Source organism: Paracoccus sp. L-17, from assembly GCF_056857655.1.
Genome location: NZ_JBSXNM010000020.1, coordinates 36,936 through 54,786, shown reverse-complemented (window position 1 = coordinate 54,786; position 17,851 = coordinate 36,936). Strand labels below are relative to the sequence as shown.

At 67.1% G+C, this 17,851-nt stretch carries 18 protein-coding genes; 13 read left to right on the top strand and 5 right to left on the bottom strand.

Annotation, left to right across the window (positions count from 1 at the left end; genetic code table 11):
* The 8 genes from AC13CR_RS01515 to AC13CR_RS01480 all read left to right on the top strand — a co-directional run.
* A partial coding sequence (locus AC13CR_RS01515; protein WP_482900758.1) for a baseplate multidomain protein megatron occupies nucleotides 1-3,478 on the top strand: 3,478 nt, incomplete at its 5' end.
* Between the two features lie 10 nt (nucleotides 3,479-3,488).
* Nucleotides 3,489-4,565, top strand: a complete 1,077-nt coding sequence (locus AC13CR_RS01510) for a DUF2793 domain-containing protein (protein ID WP_482900757.1) — start codon at nucleotides 3,489-3,491, stop codon at nucleotides 4,563-4,565.
* 20 nt (nucleotides 4,566-4,585) lie between these two features.
* Nucleotides 4,586-4,873 carry a DUF6127 family protein gene (locus AC13CR_RS01505; RefSeq protein WP_085378178.1) on the top strand — a complete coding sequence of 96 codons (288 nt, stop codon included), beginning with the start codon at nucleotides 4,586-4,588 and terminating at the stop codon, nucleotides 4,871-4,873.
* A 160-nt stretch (nucleotides 4,874-5,033) separates the two neighbouring features.
* Nucleotides 5,034-5,708: a YcbK family protein gene (locus AC13CR_RS01500; RefSeq protein WP_482900756.1), complete on the top strand. Its 675-nt coding sequence runs from the start codon at nucleotides 5,034-5,036 to the stop codon at nucleotides 5,706-5,708.
* Nucleotides 5,709-5,870: 162 nt separating this feature from the next.
* A complete protein-coding gene (locus AC13CR_RS01495) occupies nucleotides 5,871-6,125 on the top strand; it encodes a hypothetical protein (RefSeq protein WP_482900755.1) in 255 nt (84 codons plus the stop codon).
* Complete coding sequence (locus AC13CR_RS01490) at nucleotides 6,125-6,337, top strand: hypothetical protein (RefSeq protein WP_482900754.1); 213 nt, start codon at nucleotides 6,125-6,127, stop codon at nucleotides 6,335-6,337. Before AC13CR_RS01495 ends, AC13CR_RS01490 begins: the two co-directional genes overlap by 1 nt.
* Nucleotides 6,338-6,403: 66 nt before the next feature.
* Nucleotides 6,404-6,907, top strand: coding sequence for an RNA polymerase sigma factor (locus AC13CR_RS01485; RefSeq protein ID WP_482900753.1), 504 nt, complete (start codon nucleotides 6,404-6,406; stop codon nucleotides 6,905-6,907).
* Nucleotides 6,904-7,647 carry an anti-sigma factor gene (locus AC13CR_RS01480; protein WP_482900752.1) on the top strand — a complete coding sequence of 248 codons (744 nt, stop codon included), beginning with the start codon at nucleotides 6,904-6,906 and terminating at the stop codon, nucleotides 7,645-7,647. Before AC13CR_RS01485 ends, AC13CR_RS01480 begins: the two co-directional genes overlap by 4 nt.
* Before the next feature lie 219 nt (nucleotides 7,648-7,866).
* Here AC13CR_RS01480 and sorU read toward each other — a convergent pair whose 3' ends face one another.
* From sorU to AC13CR_RS01455, 5 genes are all read right to left on the bottom strand, one after another.
* On the bottom strand, nucleotides 7,867-8,223 hold the full coding sequence (gene sorU / locus AC13CR_RS01475; RefSeq protein WP_482900751.1) for a SorU family sulfite dehydrogenase c-type cytochrome subunit: 357 nt from the start codon (nucleotides 8,221-8,223) through the stop codon (nucleotides 7,867-7,869).
* A gap of 57 nt (nucleotides 8,224-8,280) precedes the next feature.
* Entirely contained in the window at nucleotides 8,281-9,465 is a 1,185-nt protein-coding gene (gene sorT / locus AC13CR_RS01470; protein ID WP_482900750.1) for a SorT family sulfite dehydrogenase catalytic subunit, read from the bottom strand.
* Nucleotides 9,466-9,615: 150 nt separating this feature from the next.
* The gene (locus AC13CR_RS01465) at nucleotides 9,616-10,431 is read right to left on the bottom strand and encodes an extracellular solute-binding protein (protein WP_482900749.1); all 816 of its coding nucleotides are present in this window, start codon (nucleotides 10,429-10,431) and stop codon (nucleotides 9,616-9,618) included.
* Nucleotides 10,432-10,545: 114 nt separating this feature from the next.
* Entirely contained in the window at nucleotides 10,546-11,310 is a 765-nt protein-coding gene (locus AC13CR_RS01460; RefSeq protein WP_482900748.1) for an anti-sigma factor family protein, read from the bottom strand.
* Nucleotides 11,307-11,807 (bottom strand): sigma-70 family RNA polymerase sigma factor, encoded by a 501-nt coding sequence (locus AC13CR_RS01455; protein ID WP_482900747.1) that lies wholly within the window; start codon nucleotides 11,805-11,807, stop codon nucleotides 11,307-11,309. Before AC13CR_RS01455 ends, AC13CR_RS01460 begins: the two co-directional genes overlap by 4 nt.
* A 162-nt stretch (nucleotides 11,808-11,969) precedes the next feature.
* Between AC13CR_RS01455 and AC13CR_RS01450 the strand changes: the two genes are divergently transcribed.
* From AC13CR_RS01450 to AC13CR_RS01430, 5 genes are all read left to right on the top strand, one after another.
* On the top strand, nucleotides 11,970-12,377 hold the full coding sequence (locus tag AC13CR_RS01450; RefSeq protein ID WP_482900746.1) for a DUF7282 domain-containing protein: 408 nt from the start codon (nucleotides 11,970-11,972) through the stop codon (nucleotides 12,375-12,377).
* A 303-nt stretch (nucleotides 12,378-12,680) separates the two neighbouring features.
* Entirely contained in the window at nucleotides 12,681-13,724 is a 1,044-nt protein-coding gene (locus AC13CR_RS01445) for a YeiH family protein (RefSeq protein ID WP_482900745.1), read from the top strand.
* Nucleotides 13,721-14,605 carry a LysR substrate-binding domain-containing protein gene (locus tag AC13CR_RS01440; protein ID WP_482900744.1) on the top strand — a complete coding sequence of 295 codons (885 nt, stop codon included), beginning with the start codon at nucleotides 13,721-13,723 and terminating at the stop codon, nucleotides 14,603-14,605. Before AC13CR_RS01445 ends, AC13CR_RS01440 begins: the two co-directional genes overlap by 4 nt.
* A 156-nt stretch (nucleotides 14,606-14,761) precedes the next feature.
* Entirely contained in the window at nucleotides 14,762-16,522 is a 1,761-nt protein-coding gene (locus tag AC13CR_RS01435) for a DUF7282 domain-containing protein (protein WP_482900743.1), read from the top strand.
* Between the two features lie 491 nt (nucleotides 16,523-17,013).
* Entirely contained in the window at nucleotides 17,014-17,850 is an 837-nt protein-coding gene (locus AC13CR_RS01430) for a protein NO VEIN domain-containing protein (RefSeq protein ID WP_036732838.1), read from the top strand.
* Nucleotide 17,851: the final 1 nt, after the last annotated feature.

Below are 17,851 nucleotides of genomic sequence, written 5' to 3'. Positions count from 1 at the left end.
GCCGGACCCGTTCATCGCGGTGAAGATGGGCGCGGCCAGCACGCCTGCCTATCGCGGAACGGCTTACGTGGTCTTTGAGGAACTGGCGCTCTTGACCTATGGAAACCGCCTGCCGCAACTCTCCTTCGAGGTCTTCCGGCCACTGGCCGACCCCGACACCGCCGAGGGGCTGACGCAGGCCGTCACCATGATCCCCGCCTCGGGCGAGTTCACCTACGCGACGCAGGCCATCCGCAAGACCGACGACGGCGCGACGCAGGCGGAGAACCTGAACGCGCTGGCCGACTCCACCGACATGGTGGTGGCGCTCGACCGGCTGCAGGCCATGGCCCCGGCCGCGGAGAGCGTCAGCCTCGTCGTGGCATGGTTCGGCGACGACCTGCGCGCGGGCTCCTGCAAGGTGCGGCCGGGCGTCGAGGTCTCGGCCAAGTCGACCACGCCCGCCAGCTGGTCGGTCAATGGCGTGAGCCGTGCTGGCGCCTTCCTCGTCAGCCGCGACGATCAGGATCGCCCTGTTTATGGCGGCACGCCGTCCGACTTCGCCGTGGTGCAGGCGATCCAGGAGATGAAGGCGCGCGGGCTGCGGGTGACCTTCTATCCGTTCATCCTGATGGACGTGCCGTCCGGCAACACGCTGCCGAACCCGTATTCCGACAACGCCGCCGAGACCGGCCAGCCCGCCTTTCCATGGCGCGGCCGGATCACCTGTTCGCCTGCGGCAGGCTATGCCGGCAGCGTGGATAAGACCGGTACGGCGATGGCGCAGGTCGCCGCGTTGTTCGGCACGGCCACCCCCGCGAGCTTCAGCGTCTCCGGCGAGACCGTCTCCTGGACAGGCGTCGCGGGCGACTGGGGCTTGCGGCGCATGGTGCTGCACTACGCCCATCTCTGCGCGGCGGCGGGCGGGGTCGACGCCTTCCTGATCGGCACCGAGATGCCGGGGCTGACCACCATCCGCTCGGGCGCGTCCACGTATCCGGCGGTGCAAGCCTATCGGGACCTCCTTGCGGATGTGCGGTCGATCCTCGGGCCCGGGACCAGGATCGGATACGCGGCGGACTGGTCGGAGTATTTCGGGCACCAGCCGGGCGATGGAAGCGGTGACGTGTTCTTCCACCTCGATCCGCTCTGGGCGGATCCGGAGATCGATTTCGTCGGGATCGACAACTACATGCCGCTCTCGGATTGGCGCGACGGGTTCGAGCATGCCGACGCGGCCGAAGGCTGGCCCGCGATCTACGACCGCGCCTATCTGCAGACGAACATCGCGGGCGGCGAAGGCTTCGACTGGTTCTATGCCAGCGCGGCGGATCGATCGGCGCAGGTGCGCACTCCGATCAGCGATGGCGCCGCGGCCAAGCCGTGGGTCTTCCGCTACAAGGATCTGCGCGCCTGGTGGTCAAACCCGCACTACAACCGCCCGGGTGGGGTGGAGAGCAGCACGCAGACGGCATGGGTGCCGCAGTCCAAGCCGATCTGGTTCACCGAGCTCGGATGTCCCGCCATCGACCGGGGCACGAACCAGCCGAACGTCTTCTTCGATCCGAAGTCGTCGGAGAGCTTCACGCCGCATTTCTCGCGGGGATGGCGCGATGACGCGATCCAGCGCGCCTATCTCGAGGCGACGTATCTCTGGTGGGGTGAGGCCGCGAACAACCCGGTGTCCTCGGTCTACGGCGGCCGGATGGTTCATGTGCCGGAATGCGCCGCCTGGACCTGGGACGCGCGGCCGTATCCGTTTTTTCCGGCGCTGACCGACGTCTGGACGGACGGGGCGAACTGGCGGCTGGGGCACTGGCTGACCGGGCGGCTCGGCGCGGTGTCCCTGGCGGCGCTGGTCCGGCACCTCTGCCTGCGCGCCGGGCTGGCCGAGTCCTTGATCGACGTCACCGGCCTCTGGGGCGCGGTCGAGGGCTATGCCATCACGGCGCTGGAGAGCCCGCGCGCCTCGATCACCACGCTGTCGCGGCATTTCGGCTTCGATGCCGTCGAGACCCAGGGCGTCATCCGTTTCGTCATGCGCGGCCGGGCCTCGGTCGTCACCCTCGGGCCCGACGATCTGGTGGCCACCCGCGAGGGCGACGGGTTGGAGCTGACGCGTGGCCAGGAGACCGAACTGCCGCAGGCCCTGAAATGGCAGGTCGCCCGCGCCGACGAGGATTACGATGCGGCCCTCGTCGAGGCGCGGCGCATCACCGTGGACACGACGCGCATCGCTTCCGAGTCCTTCCCGATGGCCGTGCCGCCCGAAGAGGCCGAGCGGCGCTGCCGCCGCGCGCTGATGGAGGCGTGGGTCGGGCGCGAGACGGCGGCGTTCCGTCTGCCGCACTCGCGGCTCGCGCTTGACCCGGCCGACGCGATCCGACTGGAGCATGACGGGCGGCTGGTCGATCTGCGGCTCGTCTCCATCGCCGACGCCGACGCGCGGGGCATCGAGGCGGTGCGCCAGGACCGCGCGACCTACGACCTGCCGCCCGGCGATCCGCGCGCGGCGTCGCTGACGCGCGCCGTGGTGTTCGGGGCGCCGGAGGCGGTGCTGATGGACCTGCCGCAGCTGACCGAGGACCAGCCGGCGCACAGGCCGCTGGTCGCAGCGCACGCGGTTCCCTGGCCCGGCGAGATGGCGGTGTTCCGCAGCCCCTCCACGGATGGCTTCGAACTGCTGACCACGTTCGGCAGCCGCGCCCGGCTCGGCACGCTGGTCTCTGACTTCTACACGGGCCCCACGTCGCGCTTCGATCTCGGCAACGCGCTGGTGGTCGATCTGCTGACCGGCACCCTGGAAAGCGTCACGGACCTGACGCTGTTCGGCGGGGCGAACGCGCTCGCCATCGAGAGCGCGCCAGGCGTCTGGGAGATCGTGCAGGCGGGCGCAGCGGAATTGCTGGCGCCGGGTCGGTATCGTCTGACCCGGCTCCTGCGTGGCCAGCGCGGCACCGAGGATGCCATGGGCAATCCCGCTCCGGCAGGCGCGCGGGTCGTGGTGCTCGACGACAGCCTCGCAACGCTGCCGATCGCCGAGGCCGACCTTGGGATCCCGTGGAACTGGCGCATCGGCCCGGCCAGCCGTTCGGTCAGCGACGAGACCTATGTCGCGCAGGCCTTCACGCCCGCGGGTGTGGGGCTGCGGCCGTTCTCGGTCGCTCATGTCGAGCAGCCGTGGCGCAAGCCGCGCACGCCCGGCGACCTGACGATCCGCTGGACGCGACGATCCCGCGCGCTCGCCGCCGACAGTTGGGGCGGGCTGGAGGTGCCGCTGGCAGAGGAACTGGAAGCCTACGAGGTCGAGATCCTCGACGGCGCGACCGTGAAACGGGTGCTGAGCGCGACCACCACCAGCGCGCTCTACACCACCGCCCAGCAAACCGCCGACTGGGGCGGGCCGCTCGGCCCCGGCGACACACTCGACGTCCGCATCTCCCAGCTCTCCGCCCTCGTGGGGCGGGGCGCACCCAAGACCGTCACGCTGACACTCTGAAGGCCATACCATGTCCGATGCCACGACCCATCTGCTGCTTCCCTACATCCTGGCGGCGCAGGCTCAGAAGCACGTCACCCACAACGAGGCGCTGCGGATCCTCGACGGGCTCGTCCAGCTCTCGGTGCTCGACAGGGATCTGACCGCGCCGCCCGGCAGCCCCGACGATAGCGACCGCTACATCGTCAGCTCGGGCGCGGCGGGCGACTGGGCGGGGTGGGATCTGAACGTCGCGCTTTGGACCGATGGCGCTTGGCTGCGCCTGCCGCCACGAACGGGCTGGCGAGCGTGGGTCGAGGACGAGGGGCTGCTGCTGGTCTACGACGGGTCTGGCTGGGTCGGGACAACCCCGGCATCGCTGCAGAACCTCGCGCTGCTCGGGCTGGGCACGACTGCGGATGCGTCTAACCCGTTCTCGGCCAAGCTGAACGCCGCGCTCTGGACGGCGAAAACTTTGGCCGAGGGCGGGACCGGCGATCTGTTCTACACCATGAACAAGGAGGCGGCCGGCGACGATCTGGGCCTGACGCTGCAGACCGGGTTCGTGACCAAGGCGCTGGTGGGGCTGTTCGGCTCGGACCGCTTCCGCCTCGCGGTCTCGGCCGACGGCAGCACCTTCTTCGACGGTCTGAACGTTGACAACGCCACCGGCATCGTCGACCAGCCGCGCCTGCCTCGGTTCAAGGCGTACACCAACTACGACAACTATGTCGGCGTCGGGACCTGGACGAAGATCGGTCTCAACAACACGGATTACAACGATCAGGGGGCCTTCGACGCCGCGAACAACCACTTCGTGGCCCCGGTCGACGGCACCTACCTCTTCGGCGCCACGCTCATGTACAAGGTGAACGCCAGCACGACCGCGCGCATGCGCGGCCGGCTGGCGCTGAACGGAACCACGGAAATCCGTGGCTCCCTCGGCGAAATCTCCGCCACCCACGTCTCGCTCGCCACCGCGATCTGGCTGCAGACCATGGTCCCGCTCACCGCGGGCGATACCGTCGAGCTGCAGGGGTATTTCCGCGTCGCCGACGGCTATTTCGCCGCCGATCACACGTCCTTCTGGGGCTGCAAGATCGGTTGAGGGGCGGAAGGAGGATCCCGATGACACCACCCCGATCCGAGGGCTTCGTGCGCATGCCCGACGCCGAGTTCGAGGCGATCCTGACCCGGGCGGCCGAGGAAGGCGCGAAGCGCGCGCTGGCCGATGTCGGGCTCGACGGCGACGAGGCCGCGCTCGACATCCGCGATCTCCGCTCGCTCGTCGACTGCATCCGCCTGGTGCGCCGCACCGCCATGCAGACCGCCGTCCGCATGATCACCACTGGCGTCATGCTGGCGCTGCTCGCGGGCATCGCCATCAAGCTGAAGATCTTCGGCGGCAGCCCGTAGTCGCGCCCCATCCCCATTCATCAGCCCGCAATGACCCGCCCTCGTGGCGGGGTGAGCCGTGGTCTGCCTGAAAGGCAGACGAGAAGGTCCAGTGGACCTTCCCGAACGGCGAACGCACCGAGCCCTGCGAGGGGCCGGAAACTCGTTTCTGGAGGACCCCATGACCACGACCTTCCACCGCCATTGGCGTGATGTACCGGAGAGCACCTGGCACTGGCCGAATTTCAGCCCGGCCGAAATCGCATGCAGGGGCACCGGCAAGCTGCTCGTCAACGAACCCGCGCTCGACAAGCTGCAGGCGCTCCGCGACCGGCTGGGCAAGCCACTGATCGTGCGTTCCGCCTATCGCAGCCCCGAGCACAACCGCGCTGTCGGCGGTGCTACCCGGTCGAAACACCTCGAGGGCGCCGCCTTCGATATCGCCATGGCGAACCACGACCCGGTGGCCTTCGAGGCCGCGGCGCGCGAGGTCGGGTTCCTCGGCTTCGGCTTCTACCCGCGCTCGGGGTTCATGCATGTCGATCTCGGGCCCGCGCGACAATGGGGCGAGCGGTTCCCGGTCCGGGAGACCGCATTCGCAGCGGAGACGCCGCCCGCGCGCGAAGTGCTCGCCGACAGCCGCACCATGAAGGGCGGCGGCGCGGCGGGTGTCGCGACGCTCGGCGCGGCCGGCGTGGAGGTCGCGCAGAGCGTCCTGACCGAGACCCAGACCGCCATCCTGCCGCTGGTGCCGTATCTCGACACCCTGCGCTGGGTGTTCATCGCCGTGGCGCTCGGCGGCATCGCGGTCACGATCTACGCCCGCCTCGACGACTGGAAGCGGAGGCGGCGATGATTGCCACCTTGCTCGGCGCAATAGCCGCCAGCCCCTGGATGCGGGCGGCGCTGCGCTACGGAGCCATCGCGGTCGCCGTGCTCCTCTTCCTGCTTTCGCTTCGGCGGTCCGGCGAGCGCGCGGGACGCCTCGCCGAACGCCTTGAAACAATGGAGAATGCCGATGATGTCCGACGCCGGATGCTGGAAGCGGCGGCTCGCCGCCCTCGCGATCGCAGCGATCTCGCTGACCGGCTGCGCAACGGTCGGTTCTGAGCCGCGCATCGCAATCGTCTGCCCCCCGGTGTTAGAGTATAGCCATCAGTTTCAGGCTCGGGCAGCCGAGGAACTGGCTTTGCTGCCGAAATACTCGGCGATTGCAGAGATGCTGAGCGACTACGCCGCGATGCAGGATCAATTACGCGCCTGCACAAAGTGATGCATGAGCTCGGCGTGCCGCACGGCGTCCGGATTTTCGATCCGGCGCTCAGGCAATTTGTGCTGGTTGGCTCCTTCGCGGAAAAGGGTGATGTAGCGCAGCGAAGGATTGCCGTCCTCGGAGAGACCATCGGCGACCAGGCTGAAGGTGCGGAGGTTGGCATTGAGGGAAGGTGCGGCTTACTCATCGTTGTGTGGCTTTTTTCTTGGTAGCTTCGCTATTCGAGCCGGCACAGGTGAGCTTTTGTCGACCGACCGGACCGGCTATGTTAAAGCCTCATGGCCAGCGTTTCAGACATAGAGCTTCTGCTTCCCGAACTGCGGGCTTACGCCACCGCGATCTGCGGCATGCGCGACGATGCGGAGGATCTGGTTCAGGACGCGGTCGAGCGCGCTCTGCGGAGCGGCAACCGGCCCTCGCGCCTCAATGAGCTCCGACCGTGGATGTTTCGAGTCATCCGGAACCTGCACTATGACGAGCTCAGGAAAAGACGCGTGCGGCGGGAATATCTGGCGGCCGAGAGACGTCTATCGAATGAAGCGGGTGCATCGGATGCGCCGCGGGACGTCCTGATCCGGCTGGCATTCGGAAAGCTTCCGCCTGAGACACGCGAGGTGCTCTGCCTTGTGGACATCATGGGGTTGAAATACGCGGAGGCCGCCGAGGTGATGGCCGTGCCGGTCGGGACGGTGATGAGCCGGATCAGCCGCGCCCGGAAGGCCCTGCTGGAGTTGGTCGATGGATCCGGGCAGGTCGTGGAAAAGGTAGAGCGCAGGACATGAGCGGGCTGAGCGAACGGGACTGGGAGCTTGTCAACGCCCACCACGACGGCGAGCTGGGACAGGAGGAGCGCCGTGCCTTCGAAGCGCGCCTCGGCCAGGAGCCGGCGCTCGCCGCGGCGCTTGACAGCGTCAGGGAAATCTCCGGCAGCCTCGGCGCGCTGCGGCCAGCGCTGAAGGAGACATATCCGGCAACCTCGGCAAGCTCCCCCGCCAATCGGAACCGGCATGTGGCGAGGTGGTGGATCGGCGGCGCGGTCGCTGCAGGGCTGGCGGTGGCGATAGTCTTCGGTTCCGGTCAGTTCACCCGTGAGACGCCGTATGACATCCACCGCGAGCTGGCGGCCGAGAGCTTCGCCGTCGACGCGGCAAACGTTCGGCGCGCGGCGACGGTATCCGGCGTCGGCGTTCCCGACCTCGCGGCCGCCAATCTGGCGCCGGTGGCCTTCAGGACGTTCGAAGACGGCAGCTTGACGCACTACACTGGAGCGAACGGCTGCAGGCTCACCTACTTCCGGGCACGCGACGGGCTTGATGCGATGCCGCGCCCCGACGGTTATCGGAGCGCGTCCTGGACCACGTCCGACGGGCTGCATCATGCCGTGATTGCCACTCGCATGGACCAGAACAAGTTCGACGCCATCGCCGCGTATCTCAGCTTGGTGACGCGAAAGGAGACGGGTGGCGAAGTGGTGGCCGCGCTTTCGGAGGCTGCGCGAGCCGCGGGACCCTGTATCGGCTGATCTGGGCTGCGGATAGTAGGTCAGAACCCGGCGCTTCACAGGCGCCGCACTAACGGGAGCCGCTCCCGCCGGTGCACTTTCCGACCTAGAGGGTGCAGACCGGCCCGAGCGAGGCCCCGGATCGGGAGGAACTTTGCCGCTGGGAACGCGCTCGGAGCCGCGGCGCAGAGCCGCCCTCGGCATGATTTACTGGTCCCAGCGGCCTGATCACGAACTTATCTACTGCGCGTCTGCATCCTCGTCGGCGGCCGTGCCCCCGGTGACCTTTGCGACATATAGTGAAACAGCCTCGATTTCCTCGGTGCTCAGAATTTCCTCGAAAGCCGGCATGACGCCGATCCCGCCGGTAACGGCGGCGCGGACCTGATCGGCGGTCGGCTTGAACTCGTCGAGGTTGGGACCGATCTCGCCTTCGGCTTCGGCGTCGGCAAGCGTGTGGCAGATCGCGCAAGGCGGCTGCGCGGTCTCATTGAAGATCGTGCGGCCGGCTTCGAGATCGGCTTCGGCGGCTGCGGGACTCGCCGCCAGTGACACAAAGAAAACGGCGCCCGCAAAGAGCGTTGGTCGGGTGTGCATGAAGAAGACTCCGGGAAGATGGTTGGGCCGGCGTAAGAGACCGCCGGCCGGGCTGTGTCAGGAAACGGTGACGTCGACGGCGTGGCCGCGCCAACCGTTGTGGCCATAGCCACGTTCGTTCGGCGGGAAATCCTCGGGCTGCGACAGGCCGTCCTTCGCGGTGGCGCGGCTGGCCAAGGTGTGGGTGCCTGCCGGAAGGTCGGCGATCAGCACGAAGGGTCGCCAGGCATAAGGTCCAAGCTCGGGCCCGAGGAGCTGCGCCTGGGTCCAGCTTTGGCCGTCATCGGTCGAGACCTCGACCTGTTCCAGGTCACTGACGCCACCCATGGCAACGCCGTGGATCTGCACCTTGCCGGTGGCCGCGTCCATCAGCGGTCCGGTGATCCAGGACTTCACACTCATCTCGTACATCGAGGGCTGCGAGGGGTCGCCCTTTACGCCGACGGGACGCACACGATAGCCCGTCTGCTGGATCTTGGCCGGCGATTCCTCGGACGTGAGCGCCAACCGCTTGAGATACTTCACGTTGTTGACGCCGTAGTAGCCAGGAACGATCAGACGCAGCGGGCCGCCATGGGCCAGCGGTACAGGCTCGCCATTCATTTCCCACGCGAGGATCGCGCGCTCCATGGCCTCCAGCGGAACAGAGCGTTCCACCTGCACCGTCTCGGGAGGCAGGCCCTCCGGGATCTCTTCGCCGCCGGTGCCGGTCAACCAGTTCATCCCCTCGGCCACGCCGCCCATGGCCTCGACGATGGCGCGCACCGGAACGCCGGTCCAGACGACGTTGCCTGCCGCTCCGACCGACCATTGCGTGCCGCTCGCCTCGTGGTCGAAGAACGCCCGGCCGTTGCCCGAGCATTGCAGGACGCAGACCACAGTCTCGACGCCGAGGGTCTTCATCTCACCCACCGTCAAGCTGCCGGGATTGGCGACACCCTCGATCTCGACCGTCCAGCTATCCCGGTCAGCGACAATATCGCCAGACGGCGCCGGGAGGTTGTTGCGAACGTAGAGCTCACCCGAAGGCGTAATCAGCTCCGCACCTTGCGCCGCGCGCTTCGTCTCGATCGTCTCCTTTGAATGGACGATGACGTCCTCGGCATCCTTCCAGGCGACATAGTCGGGCAGCGCCCCGTCACCGGCCTGCGCGAAGGCCGGCGCGCCGATGGCGGCGGTGCCGACCATGCCGGCCGAGCCGATCAGGAAATGGCGTCGTCCGGCGTTATGGATCATGGTCATTGTCGTCCTCCCGTTGTTTCGAGGGCGGCCGTGCTCCGCGGTGCTCGGCCGCCCATGATGAGAGACGGGTGACGGCGCAGGATTATTCGCGGCTTCAAGAAAAAATCCTCACGAGGGCGAAGTCCCTGCCTCGTCAAAGCGCGTCGTCCCTTATCTGCGCCACCCCTCCGTCGCCATGATCTCCTGCGCCTCCTCGGTCAGGAGGAAATCGAGGAATTCCTGGGCTTCCGGATCGGCATCGGGCGAAAGAACCACATTGATGTCGCGGTAGATCACGCGGTCGGGGTCGAGCTCGATCATGTCGAGATCGTCCTTGGTCAGCGGCCAGTTTGGCCAGGTGATCCAAGCGTCGGCATCCTGCTCGCCGAACTGCTGGTAGCTGGCACCGGAGCCGAGCGCATAGGCGACGATGTTCTCGCGGAACCGCGCGATGTCCTCGAGCCGGCCGAGACGTCCCGCGACGTCCTCCCAGGTGCCGGTGCCCGAGGTGTTGTAGACGCCGGCGCCCTCGGTCACGACGATCTTCATGCCGTCGGCCAGCAGGTCGTCGAAGCCTTGAATGTTCTTCGGATTGCCTGCCTTCACCGCGATCACGGCGGGGCGCAGGTAGATCGGTTGGACCCCTTCCGGATCGAAGGCCGTATAGGTCAGCAGGAACGCGGTCATCGACTGCTCGGATGTGCCCCAAAGGATGTCGGCATCGGCCTGGGCGTCCTGCGTCCACTTGGCCTCGGGCCCCGCGATCACCTCGACCCCTGTCCCCGTGCGTTCCTGCCAGACGTCCGCGACCTTCTGGAACGCGGTGTGCGGCCCACCCGCACCGTAAAGCTTCACCACGCCGTCGGCGGGCGCGTGTTCGATCGAGGGGTCGTTGAAGGCCGTATCGCCGCGGCGATCCGCGGCGGTGTCGGCCAGGGCCGGGGCGGCGGCGAGCAGGGTGGTGGCGAGAAGTGCAGTGGCACGCATGATGTCTCCTTTTCGGGATCGAGAGTATCCCGCCGCGGTGTGCGACGGGTTCCACCTGACTGACGGGCCGGAGCGCCGGACCCTTCCACGCCCAACGGTCACGGTGTCGTGATTTCAGGCTGGCTCGCCGGCGTCTTCGAACTGCGCCTGAAGGAGGTGCGCGACCTCCAGAAGCCGCGCGCGCGGCATGGCGCCGGTCAATGCGTAAGCAAAATCGCTGTCACTCCAGTAGAACGCGTTCTCCGTCGCCGATGTGGCGAAACGGAAGGCTGGATCGGCATCGACGCCGCTTTTGAGATAGAGCGTCATGCGCCGGCCGGTTTCGTCCTCGTACATCAGCTGCGCCGCCGGCTCCGTTGGCGACGGGAGGAGTCGACCGCCAATCAGTGCCAGTCCCGCAATCCGCAGATCCGGAACTATGAAGGGGCGCCCGAGCCGGTTGGTGAGCCATGTCGCCAGGTGCCCCTTGTTCTCCGCCGTCACCTCGACGGGATGCGCGACCTCCACGACGAAGGTGCGGTGCGCCGCCAGCGCCTCCGCCACGAGGCCCGGTGCGGACGCGATGGGCGACGCGGCCGGGCGCAGGGTCCAGCCCGCCGCCCCGCCGAGCAGAAGTGCGACGGCCACCGACGCCGCCCAGGCGAGGGCCATGCGAGGGCGCGTTGTTGGCCGCGGCATGGCCGGCGGCGCAGCGGCGACAAGACCTGCAAAGGCCCGGCGCAGATCACGTGCGATGGCGATGTCGGCTTCCACGCGTCGGGCGTCCTCGGGGCTTGCCCGCAGGTAGGCCTCGACTTCGCGCCGTCGATCGGGTGATAGTGCGTCGTCGACATAGGCAACCAGATCGTCTTCGCGGATGTCCGTCGGCGCGCCGCTCATTTCACGCTCCTCAGTTTCGGGAACGCGTCGCCGTTGGCCTCGCGCAGCGCCGCCCTGGCGCGGCTCACCCGGCTGAGGATCGTGCCCTCAGGCACGCCGAGCGTCTCGGCCGCCTCGCGATACGTGAAGCCCTCGACGCTGACGAGCACGAGTGCCGTGCGCTGATCCTCGGGCAGCGTCAGGACCCGGCGCAGCAGCTGGTTGAGCTCGACATGATCCTCTTGGTTCGGGGAAAGCGCGGGCAGCACCGCGACTTGGTCCAGGGGCTCGGTCACCCAGCGCCGTCCCCGCCTCCAGCCATCGATGTGAAGATTGCGCATCATCGCGAACAGCCAACTCCGGAGTGGCACGCCCTCGCGCCGCAGCGTCCACTTTCGGAGAGCGCGCTCCATGCAGTCCTGCACCAGGTCGTCGGCCGCGCTCATGTCGCGCGTCAGCGTGATCGCGTAGCGCTTCAGGGCGTCGGCTTCGCCGGCCAGGGTATCGCGTGTCGGCATGATTAGCTTTCGGTTGCTCTCGATCAGAGACGGAGCAGCGACCCAAATCATTCCCTTTTGCCCATACGAAATTTTCTTGGAAGGGTTTCTGAGGGGGAGACGTCATCTGTCCGAAGGGCCCGTGAGGCGGCGCCTTCATGTCATCAACGAAAGGAAGACTTCATGCCGAACATTAGGTCCATCACCCTCGCGATTGCCCTCGTTCCCGCGCTGAGCGGCGTTGCCGCGGCCGAGAACGCTCTCACGGCGCAGGAGCAGGATTTCGGGCAGTCGGTCACGGTCCAGTCGGTGTCGGCCGACCAGGATGGCTGGCTCGTGATCCACGCAGTGCAGGATGGCAAGCCCGTCGTGCCCGCCTCGATCGGCCACACCTATGTCAAGGCCGGCACGACCGAAAATGTCGCGGTCGCGTTGACGGAAGAGGCGGAAGACGGCCCTCTGATCGCCATGCTCCACGTCGATGACGGCGAACTGGGCGTTTACGAGTTCGGTCCCGACAGCACAGACCACGACAAACCAGTGGTGGGTGAGGGTGGCCCGCTCGTGGTCAAGTTCGAAGCGAACGACTGAGTGATCGCGCTCCCCGCTGACCGCGGGGAGCGCCGTCGAACCGGGACCAGTTTACAAGCCATTGAAACTAGCACCCGAGCAAACTGGCCTGTGTCAGGTGCGACCTACGCGTCCGCTCCTCCAGGCGCGTTCATGAACGCGTTCAAATCTCCTCGATACCTGAAGTCGGCAATCGAAGGACGAGAGCAATGATGCAGGGCGGAGCGCGCCTAGCCTGCTTATCGATAGAATCGAATGAAACATACAGAACGTTCGGTTGGATAAATTACTTCCCAAGCGCGAAGTTTGGGCATCGCATTCAAGATGAACGAGGTCGTGATGACGGACGTAGCCAGACCCCATTCCCACGCAACGCCGAGCCTGCTGGACCCGGTCCCGGGCATGGCCCTTGCCGGGGGGATTGCCGCAGCGGCCTTCGGGTTGCGCCAGCTGCCCGGCATCGGCGTCCTGTCCCCGCTGATCCTCGCCATCCTCATCGGCATGGCGTTCCACAACCTCGTCGGCACGCCCGCGGCTGCGAAGCCCGGTGTCTCCTTCAGCCTGAAGAAGATCCTGCGGGCCGGCATCGTTCTGCTCGGGTTGCAGTTGACCTTCGCCCAGGTGGCGGCGGTCGGCGGTGTCGGCGTCGGCGTAATCGTCACGACGCTGGTCGCGACGTTCGTCTTCACCAAATGGCTGGGGCGGCTGCTTGGTCTCGACCCGAAGCTGACCGAGCTGATCGCAGCCGGCACATCGATCTGCGGCGCGTCCGCGGTCATCGCCACGAATACGGTGACCCGCGGCAGCGATGAGGACGTCGCCTATGCGGTCGCCTGCGTCACCGTGTTCGGATCGCTGTCGATGGCTCTGATCCCGGTCGCCGAAACGTTTTTGCAGCTGGGGCCGCACGCCTACGGCCTCTGGACCGGCGCCTCGATCCATGAGGTCGCCCAGGTGGTCGCCGCCGCGTTCCAGCAGGGCGAGGAGGCAGGTCATTTCGGGACGATCGCCAAGCTGACGCGCGTGATGATGCTGGCGCCGATGGTGCTCGCGCTCGGCTTCTTCGCCACACGGCGCGGCGGCGAGGCGGGGGGCGCCCGTGTGCCAGTCCCCTGGTTCGTTCTGGGCTTCGTCGCGATGGTGGGCGTCGCCTCCACAGGATGGCTGCCCGCTACGGTCGCGCCCTGGACCACAGGCCTAACGCAGTTCCTGCTTGCGATGGCGCTCGCGGCGATGGGGCTTGAGACCGATGTGCGCAAGCTGGCGGCCGAAGGCCTGCGCCCGGCGCTTCTGGGCGCCGCGGCGTGGCTGTTCGTCGTCGCGCTCAGCCTCGGACTGGTCCTTTTGACACAAGGGGCCCCAGGATGACGCTCGATCAGCTCCGCATCTTCCTTGCCGTCGCCGAGCGCGAACACGTGACCCGCGCCGCGGAGGCGCTGAACCTGACCCAGAGCGCGACGAGCGCCGCGATCGCCGCCCTCGAGGAGCGGCACGCGGTCAGCCTGTTCGACCGGGTCGGCCGGCGCATCGTGCTCACGGACGCCGGGCGCAGTTTCATCGTCGAGGCGAAGGCGGTTCTGGCGCGAGCGGGTTTGGCCGAGCGCGCGCTCGAGGACATCGCCGGGCTGGTGCGCGGCCATCTGAGGATCGCGGCGAGCCAAACGGTTGCCAACTACTGGTTGCCGGGCCGTCTCGCCCGGTTCCGTGCGGCCTATCCGGGCATAGAACTTACGACGCTGATCGGCAATTCGGATCAAGCGGCTGCTGCGGTCCGCACTCTCGATGCCGATCTTGCCGTGATCGAGGGCGCATGCGACGATGATCTGCTGGATGCGACCGAGTGCGACGGTGATCGCATGGCTCTGATCTTGCCGTGCTCCGGTTCGCACCCACGGGCAGTGCTGGAAACGCCGGCCGAGGCCGACTGGGTGCTGCGCGAGCCGGGTTCGGGGACGCGAGCCGTGTTCGAGGCCTGGATCGCCGCCCGAGGACTGGCGGTGGGTGCCCTGCGCAACCCTCTCGAACTGCCCTCCAACGAGGCCGTCCTCGCCGCTGTCGAAGCGGGTGCGGGCGCGGCGATCCTGTCGGACCTTGTCGTGGCGCGATCCGTCGAAGCCGGTCGGACGCGGGTCGTCGAGATCGTCCTGACGCATCGGAAATTCCGCCTCGTCCGGCACCGGGAACGGCGCCTGACCCGAGCAGAGTCCGCCTTCTGCGCATTGCTGCCTGCATCACAGGGAAAAGCATGAAGCCATGCTGGGCGACACGCCTTGTGGGGAGCGGGTAAGGCGAGCGCGCCTCACAGCTATCACCGGGTCGTGAATGGCGGTCTCGCAATACTTTGGCCATCCCGGCCGTCTGTTACCGAGGGCGCAGATGGTCCGAACCTTTTTCTGGAGGAAATGATGACTGTCAAAAACTGGAAGCCGCTATCCATGCTCGGGGCGAGCACGATGCTGTCCGCCGTCGCGCTTGCCGGGCCCGTTGGGGCCCAGACATTGACGGCGGCCGGAACGTCGGTAGAGGCCGGCGTGCTGTCCTTCGATGTCGAAGGCATCGACGGACCCGCCTTCGTCGTTCTGCACCAGGCGGCGGAGGGCGGAGGCCCGGTGGTCCCTCAATCCATCGGACACGCCTTCGTCGACGCAGGACAGACGCGGGTGTCCGTGCCGGTGGGCGCGCAGGTGTCCGAAGGAGACACGCTCTACGCCATGCTCCACTCCGATACCGGGCGCGGGGAGATCTATGAATTTGGCCCGGGATCGACCGAAACCGACCCCCCGATCCTGCGTGACGGCGAGCCGGTGGTCATCCCGGTAGAGGTCGGCACAGTCACGGCGCGACAGGCGCCGTCGCTGCCGGGCGCGCAGCCGATCGGACCCGGCGACCGCGTCTACACGGCCGACCAAAGCTCCAACACCATCACCGTCATCAGCCCGGCAGAGGAAAGGGTGCTGGGGACCATCAGGCTGGGTGCGCAGCGCATCGAGAATAACATGGCGCCCGTCGATCAGCATCAGGAGAACGTCCACGGTCTGGGCTTCGCCCGCGACGGCAGCGGGTTGAGCGTCGTCAGCGTTCAGTCGAACGCGGTCCAGGTGATCGACCCGCAGACGAACGAGGTCGCTGTCACCGGTTATGTCGGCCGCTCGCCGCACGAGGCGTTCATCTCGCCGGATGGCGAAACCGTCTGGGTCGCGATACGCGGCGAGGATGGTGTCGACGTCGTGGACCGTGAAAGCGGTCAGTTAATCGAGCGTATCGACACGGCCCCCGGCGCATCCAAGGTGGTCTTCAGTCCCGACGGGCGCCGCGCCTTCGTCAACCATCTGTTCACCAACGTGGTGGCCGTCATCGATACCGAAAGCCGCGAGGTTATCGCAACCATCGACGTGCCCGAACAGGCCGGCGGTTCCGCGGACGAGGCAATCACCCCCGACGGGGAGGAGCTGTGGCTCGGTCATCCCGGCACGGGCCATACCACTGTCATCGACGCACGAACGCTTGAGGTGAAGGCGGTGCTCGAGACGGGACCGCGTACAAACCACCCGAACTTCGTCACCCGCGACGGCATCGACTACGCCTATGTGACCGTCGGCGGCCTCAACCAAACCAAGGTCTTCCGGCGCGGCGACGGAGAGCCCGAACAGGTGGCCGTTATCGAGCATGAGGGCGCCGCCCCGCACGGCATCTGGCCCAGCCCCGACAACAGCCGCCTCTACGTCGTGCTCCAGAAATCCGACGCGCTCGACATCATCGACACCGCCACCAACGAGGTCATCGCGACGCTCAGCGTCGGCCAGGATCCTCAGGCGCTCGTCTATGTGGCCGGCGCGGCTTCGGGCGCCGATGCCCCCAACCTCGGGCGGCAGGGACTGGACCAGCGGGTCGAGAACCTGGCGATTGAGGTTCGCGGTGCCGAAGGCGCCTCCGCGGCGGCCAACATCCGACAGGTGGCCGGCACGGAGGAGATCGACATCACCGCGCGCGGGTTGCCAGCCGGGCAGAGCTTCACCGTCTTCGCCCAGGATCAGGACGGCGGCACGAATCCCATCCGGTCGATCACCGCCGACCAGAACGGCGTCGTGGGCGAGGCGCTCGCCTATGCCGACTTCTTCGATGTCTATGACGGTCTGATCCTCGTCCCGGAGGGTGAGCGCCCTTAGTATGGCTGAGGATGGTCGGCTCGCTGCCGACCATCCTCAAGCCGCACCAGCGTGCGGTTTTCGATCCAGAGAAGGTTGGATATCAGGCCCATCCCCTCCGCCACATTCAGATACTGAATCCGTCCAGGGGCCCCGATTGGGGCCTTTTTTCTTTTTGTTTCAAAGGGCGTTGGCCGGGCCATCCGCCCTTCGGAGACTGGACGCTTGACGCAGAACGGGTCTCCGAATGGCCTGCGTCTCTCTTTGAACGCCCCTCAACGGCCACGGGACGGTGCGAAACATCCTCGTATTTCCAATGGGTTGTCAGGTTCATGAGGTCGCCCCGTTCGCGAGATAATCCGGTGACGGAGACCAACACGAAGGCGCAGGGCGGTCAGAAGGACGGCTCAGTGGCGGCCGATCTCCAAGTCCGGCGGAAGCGTCCGAAGCGAGCCAAGACCCTGCCAGAAGTCTCTGATGACAAACAGACTTCGCGCCCATAGCCTGGCGCAATGTCGAACGGGCCCTGGACGGATGCAGAGAACGACCTGATCGTCGCGGATTACTTCGCGATGCTGGCCGACGACATCTCCGCGCGCCGCTACAGCAAGGCCGAGCATCGCCGGGCGCTCCTGCCGCTACTGAACAACCGGTCCGAGGGGTCCGTCGAGTTCAAGCACCAGAACATCAGCGCGGTGCTGAAGGGCCTCGGCGAGGACTGGATCCCCGGCTACAAACCCGCGTTCAATTTCCAGATGACCTTGGTGGATGCCGTGGCCCGGTGGCTGGCTCTGAACCCCGCCTGGCTCGGGCGCCAACCGGGGCTGCACCCCGCCGCTGGCCTACGCGAGGCGGCGCAGATCTGGATCGGGCCGCCGCCGACGTTGTCGAACCAGCCGCCTCCGCAGGAACTGGACCAGATGCTGCACATCGCCCGCAAGTTCGACGTTGCTGGGCGGGACGAGCGCAACCGGGCCCTCGGCCGCGCGGGCGAGGAACGTGTGCTGGCGCATGAGCGCGCGGCACTGCGGACAGCAGGACGGGACGATCTGGCGCGCAAGGTGCGCTGGGTGTCGGAGGAGGATGGCGATGGCGCGGGCTACGACATCGCCAGTTTCGCCCCGGACGGGCTACCCCGGCTGATCGAGGTCAAGACCACGAACGGATGGGAGCGCACGCCGTTCCACATCACCCGCAACGAACTGGCCGTGGCCGATGAGCGCCGGTCGGAATGGCGTCTGTTCCGGCTGTGGAATTTCTCACGCGAGCCGAAGGCGTTCGAACTGCACCCGCCACTGGACGCGCATGTCTCGCTGACCGCAACGGCGTTTCAGGCGAGCTTTCACTGAG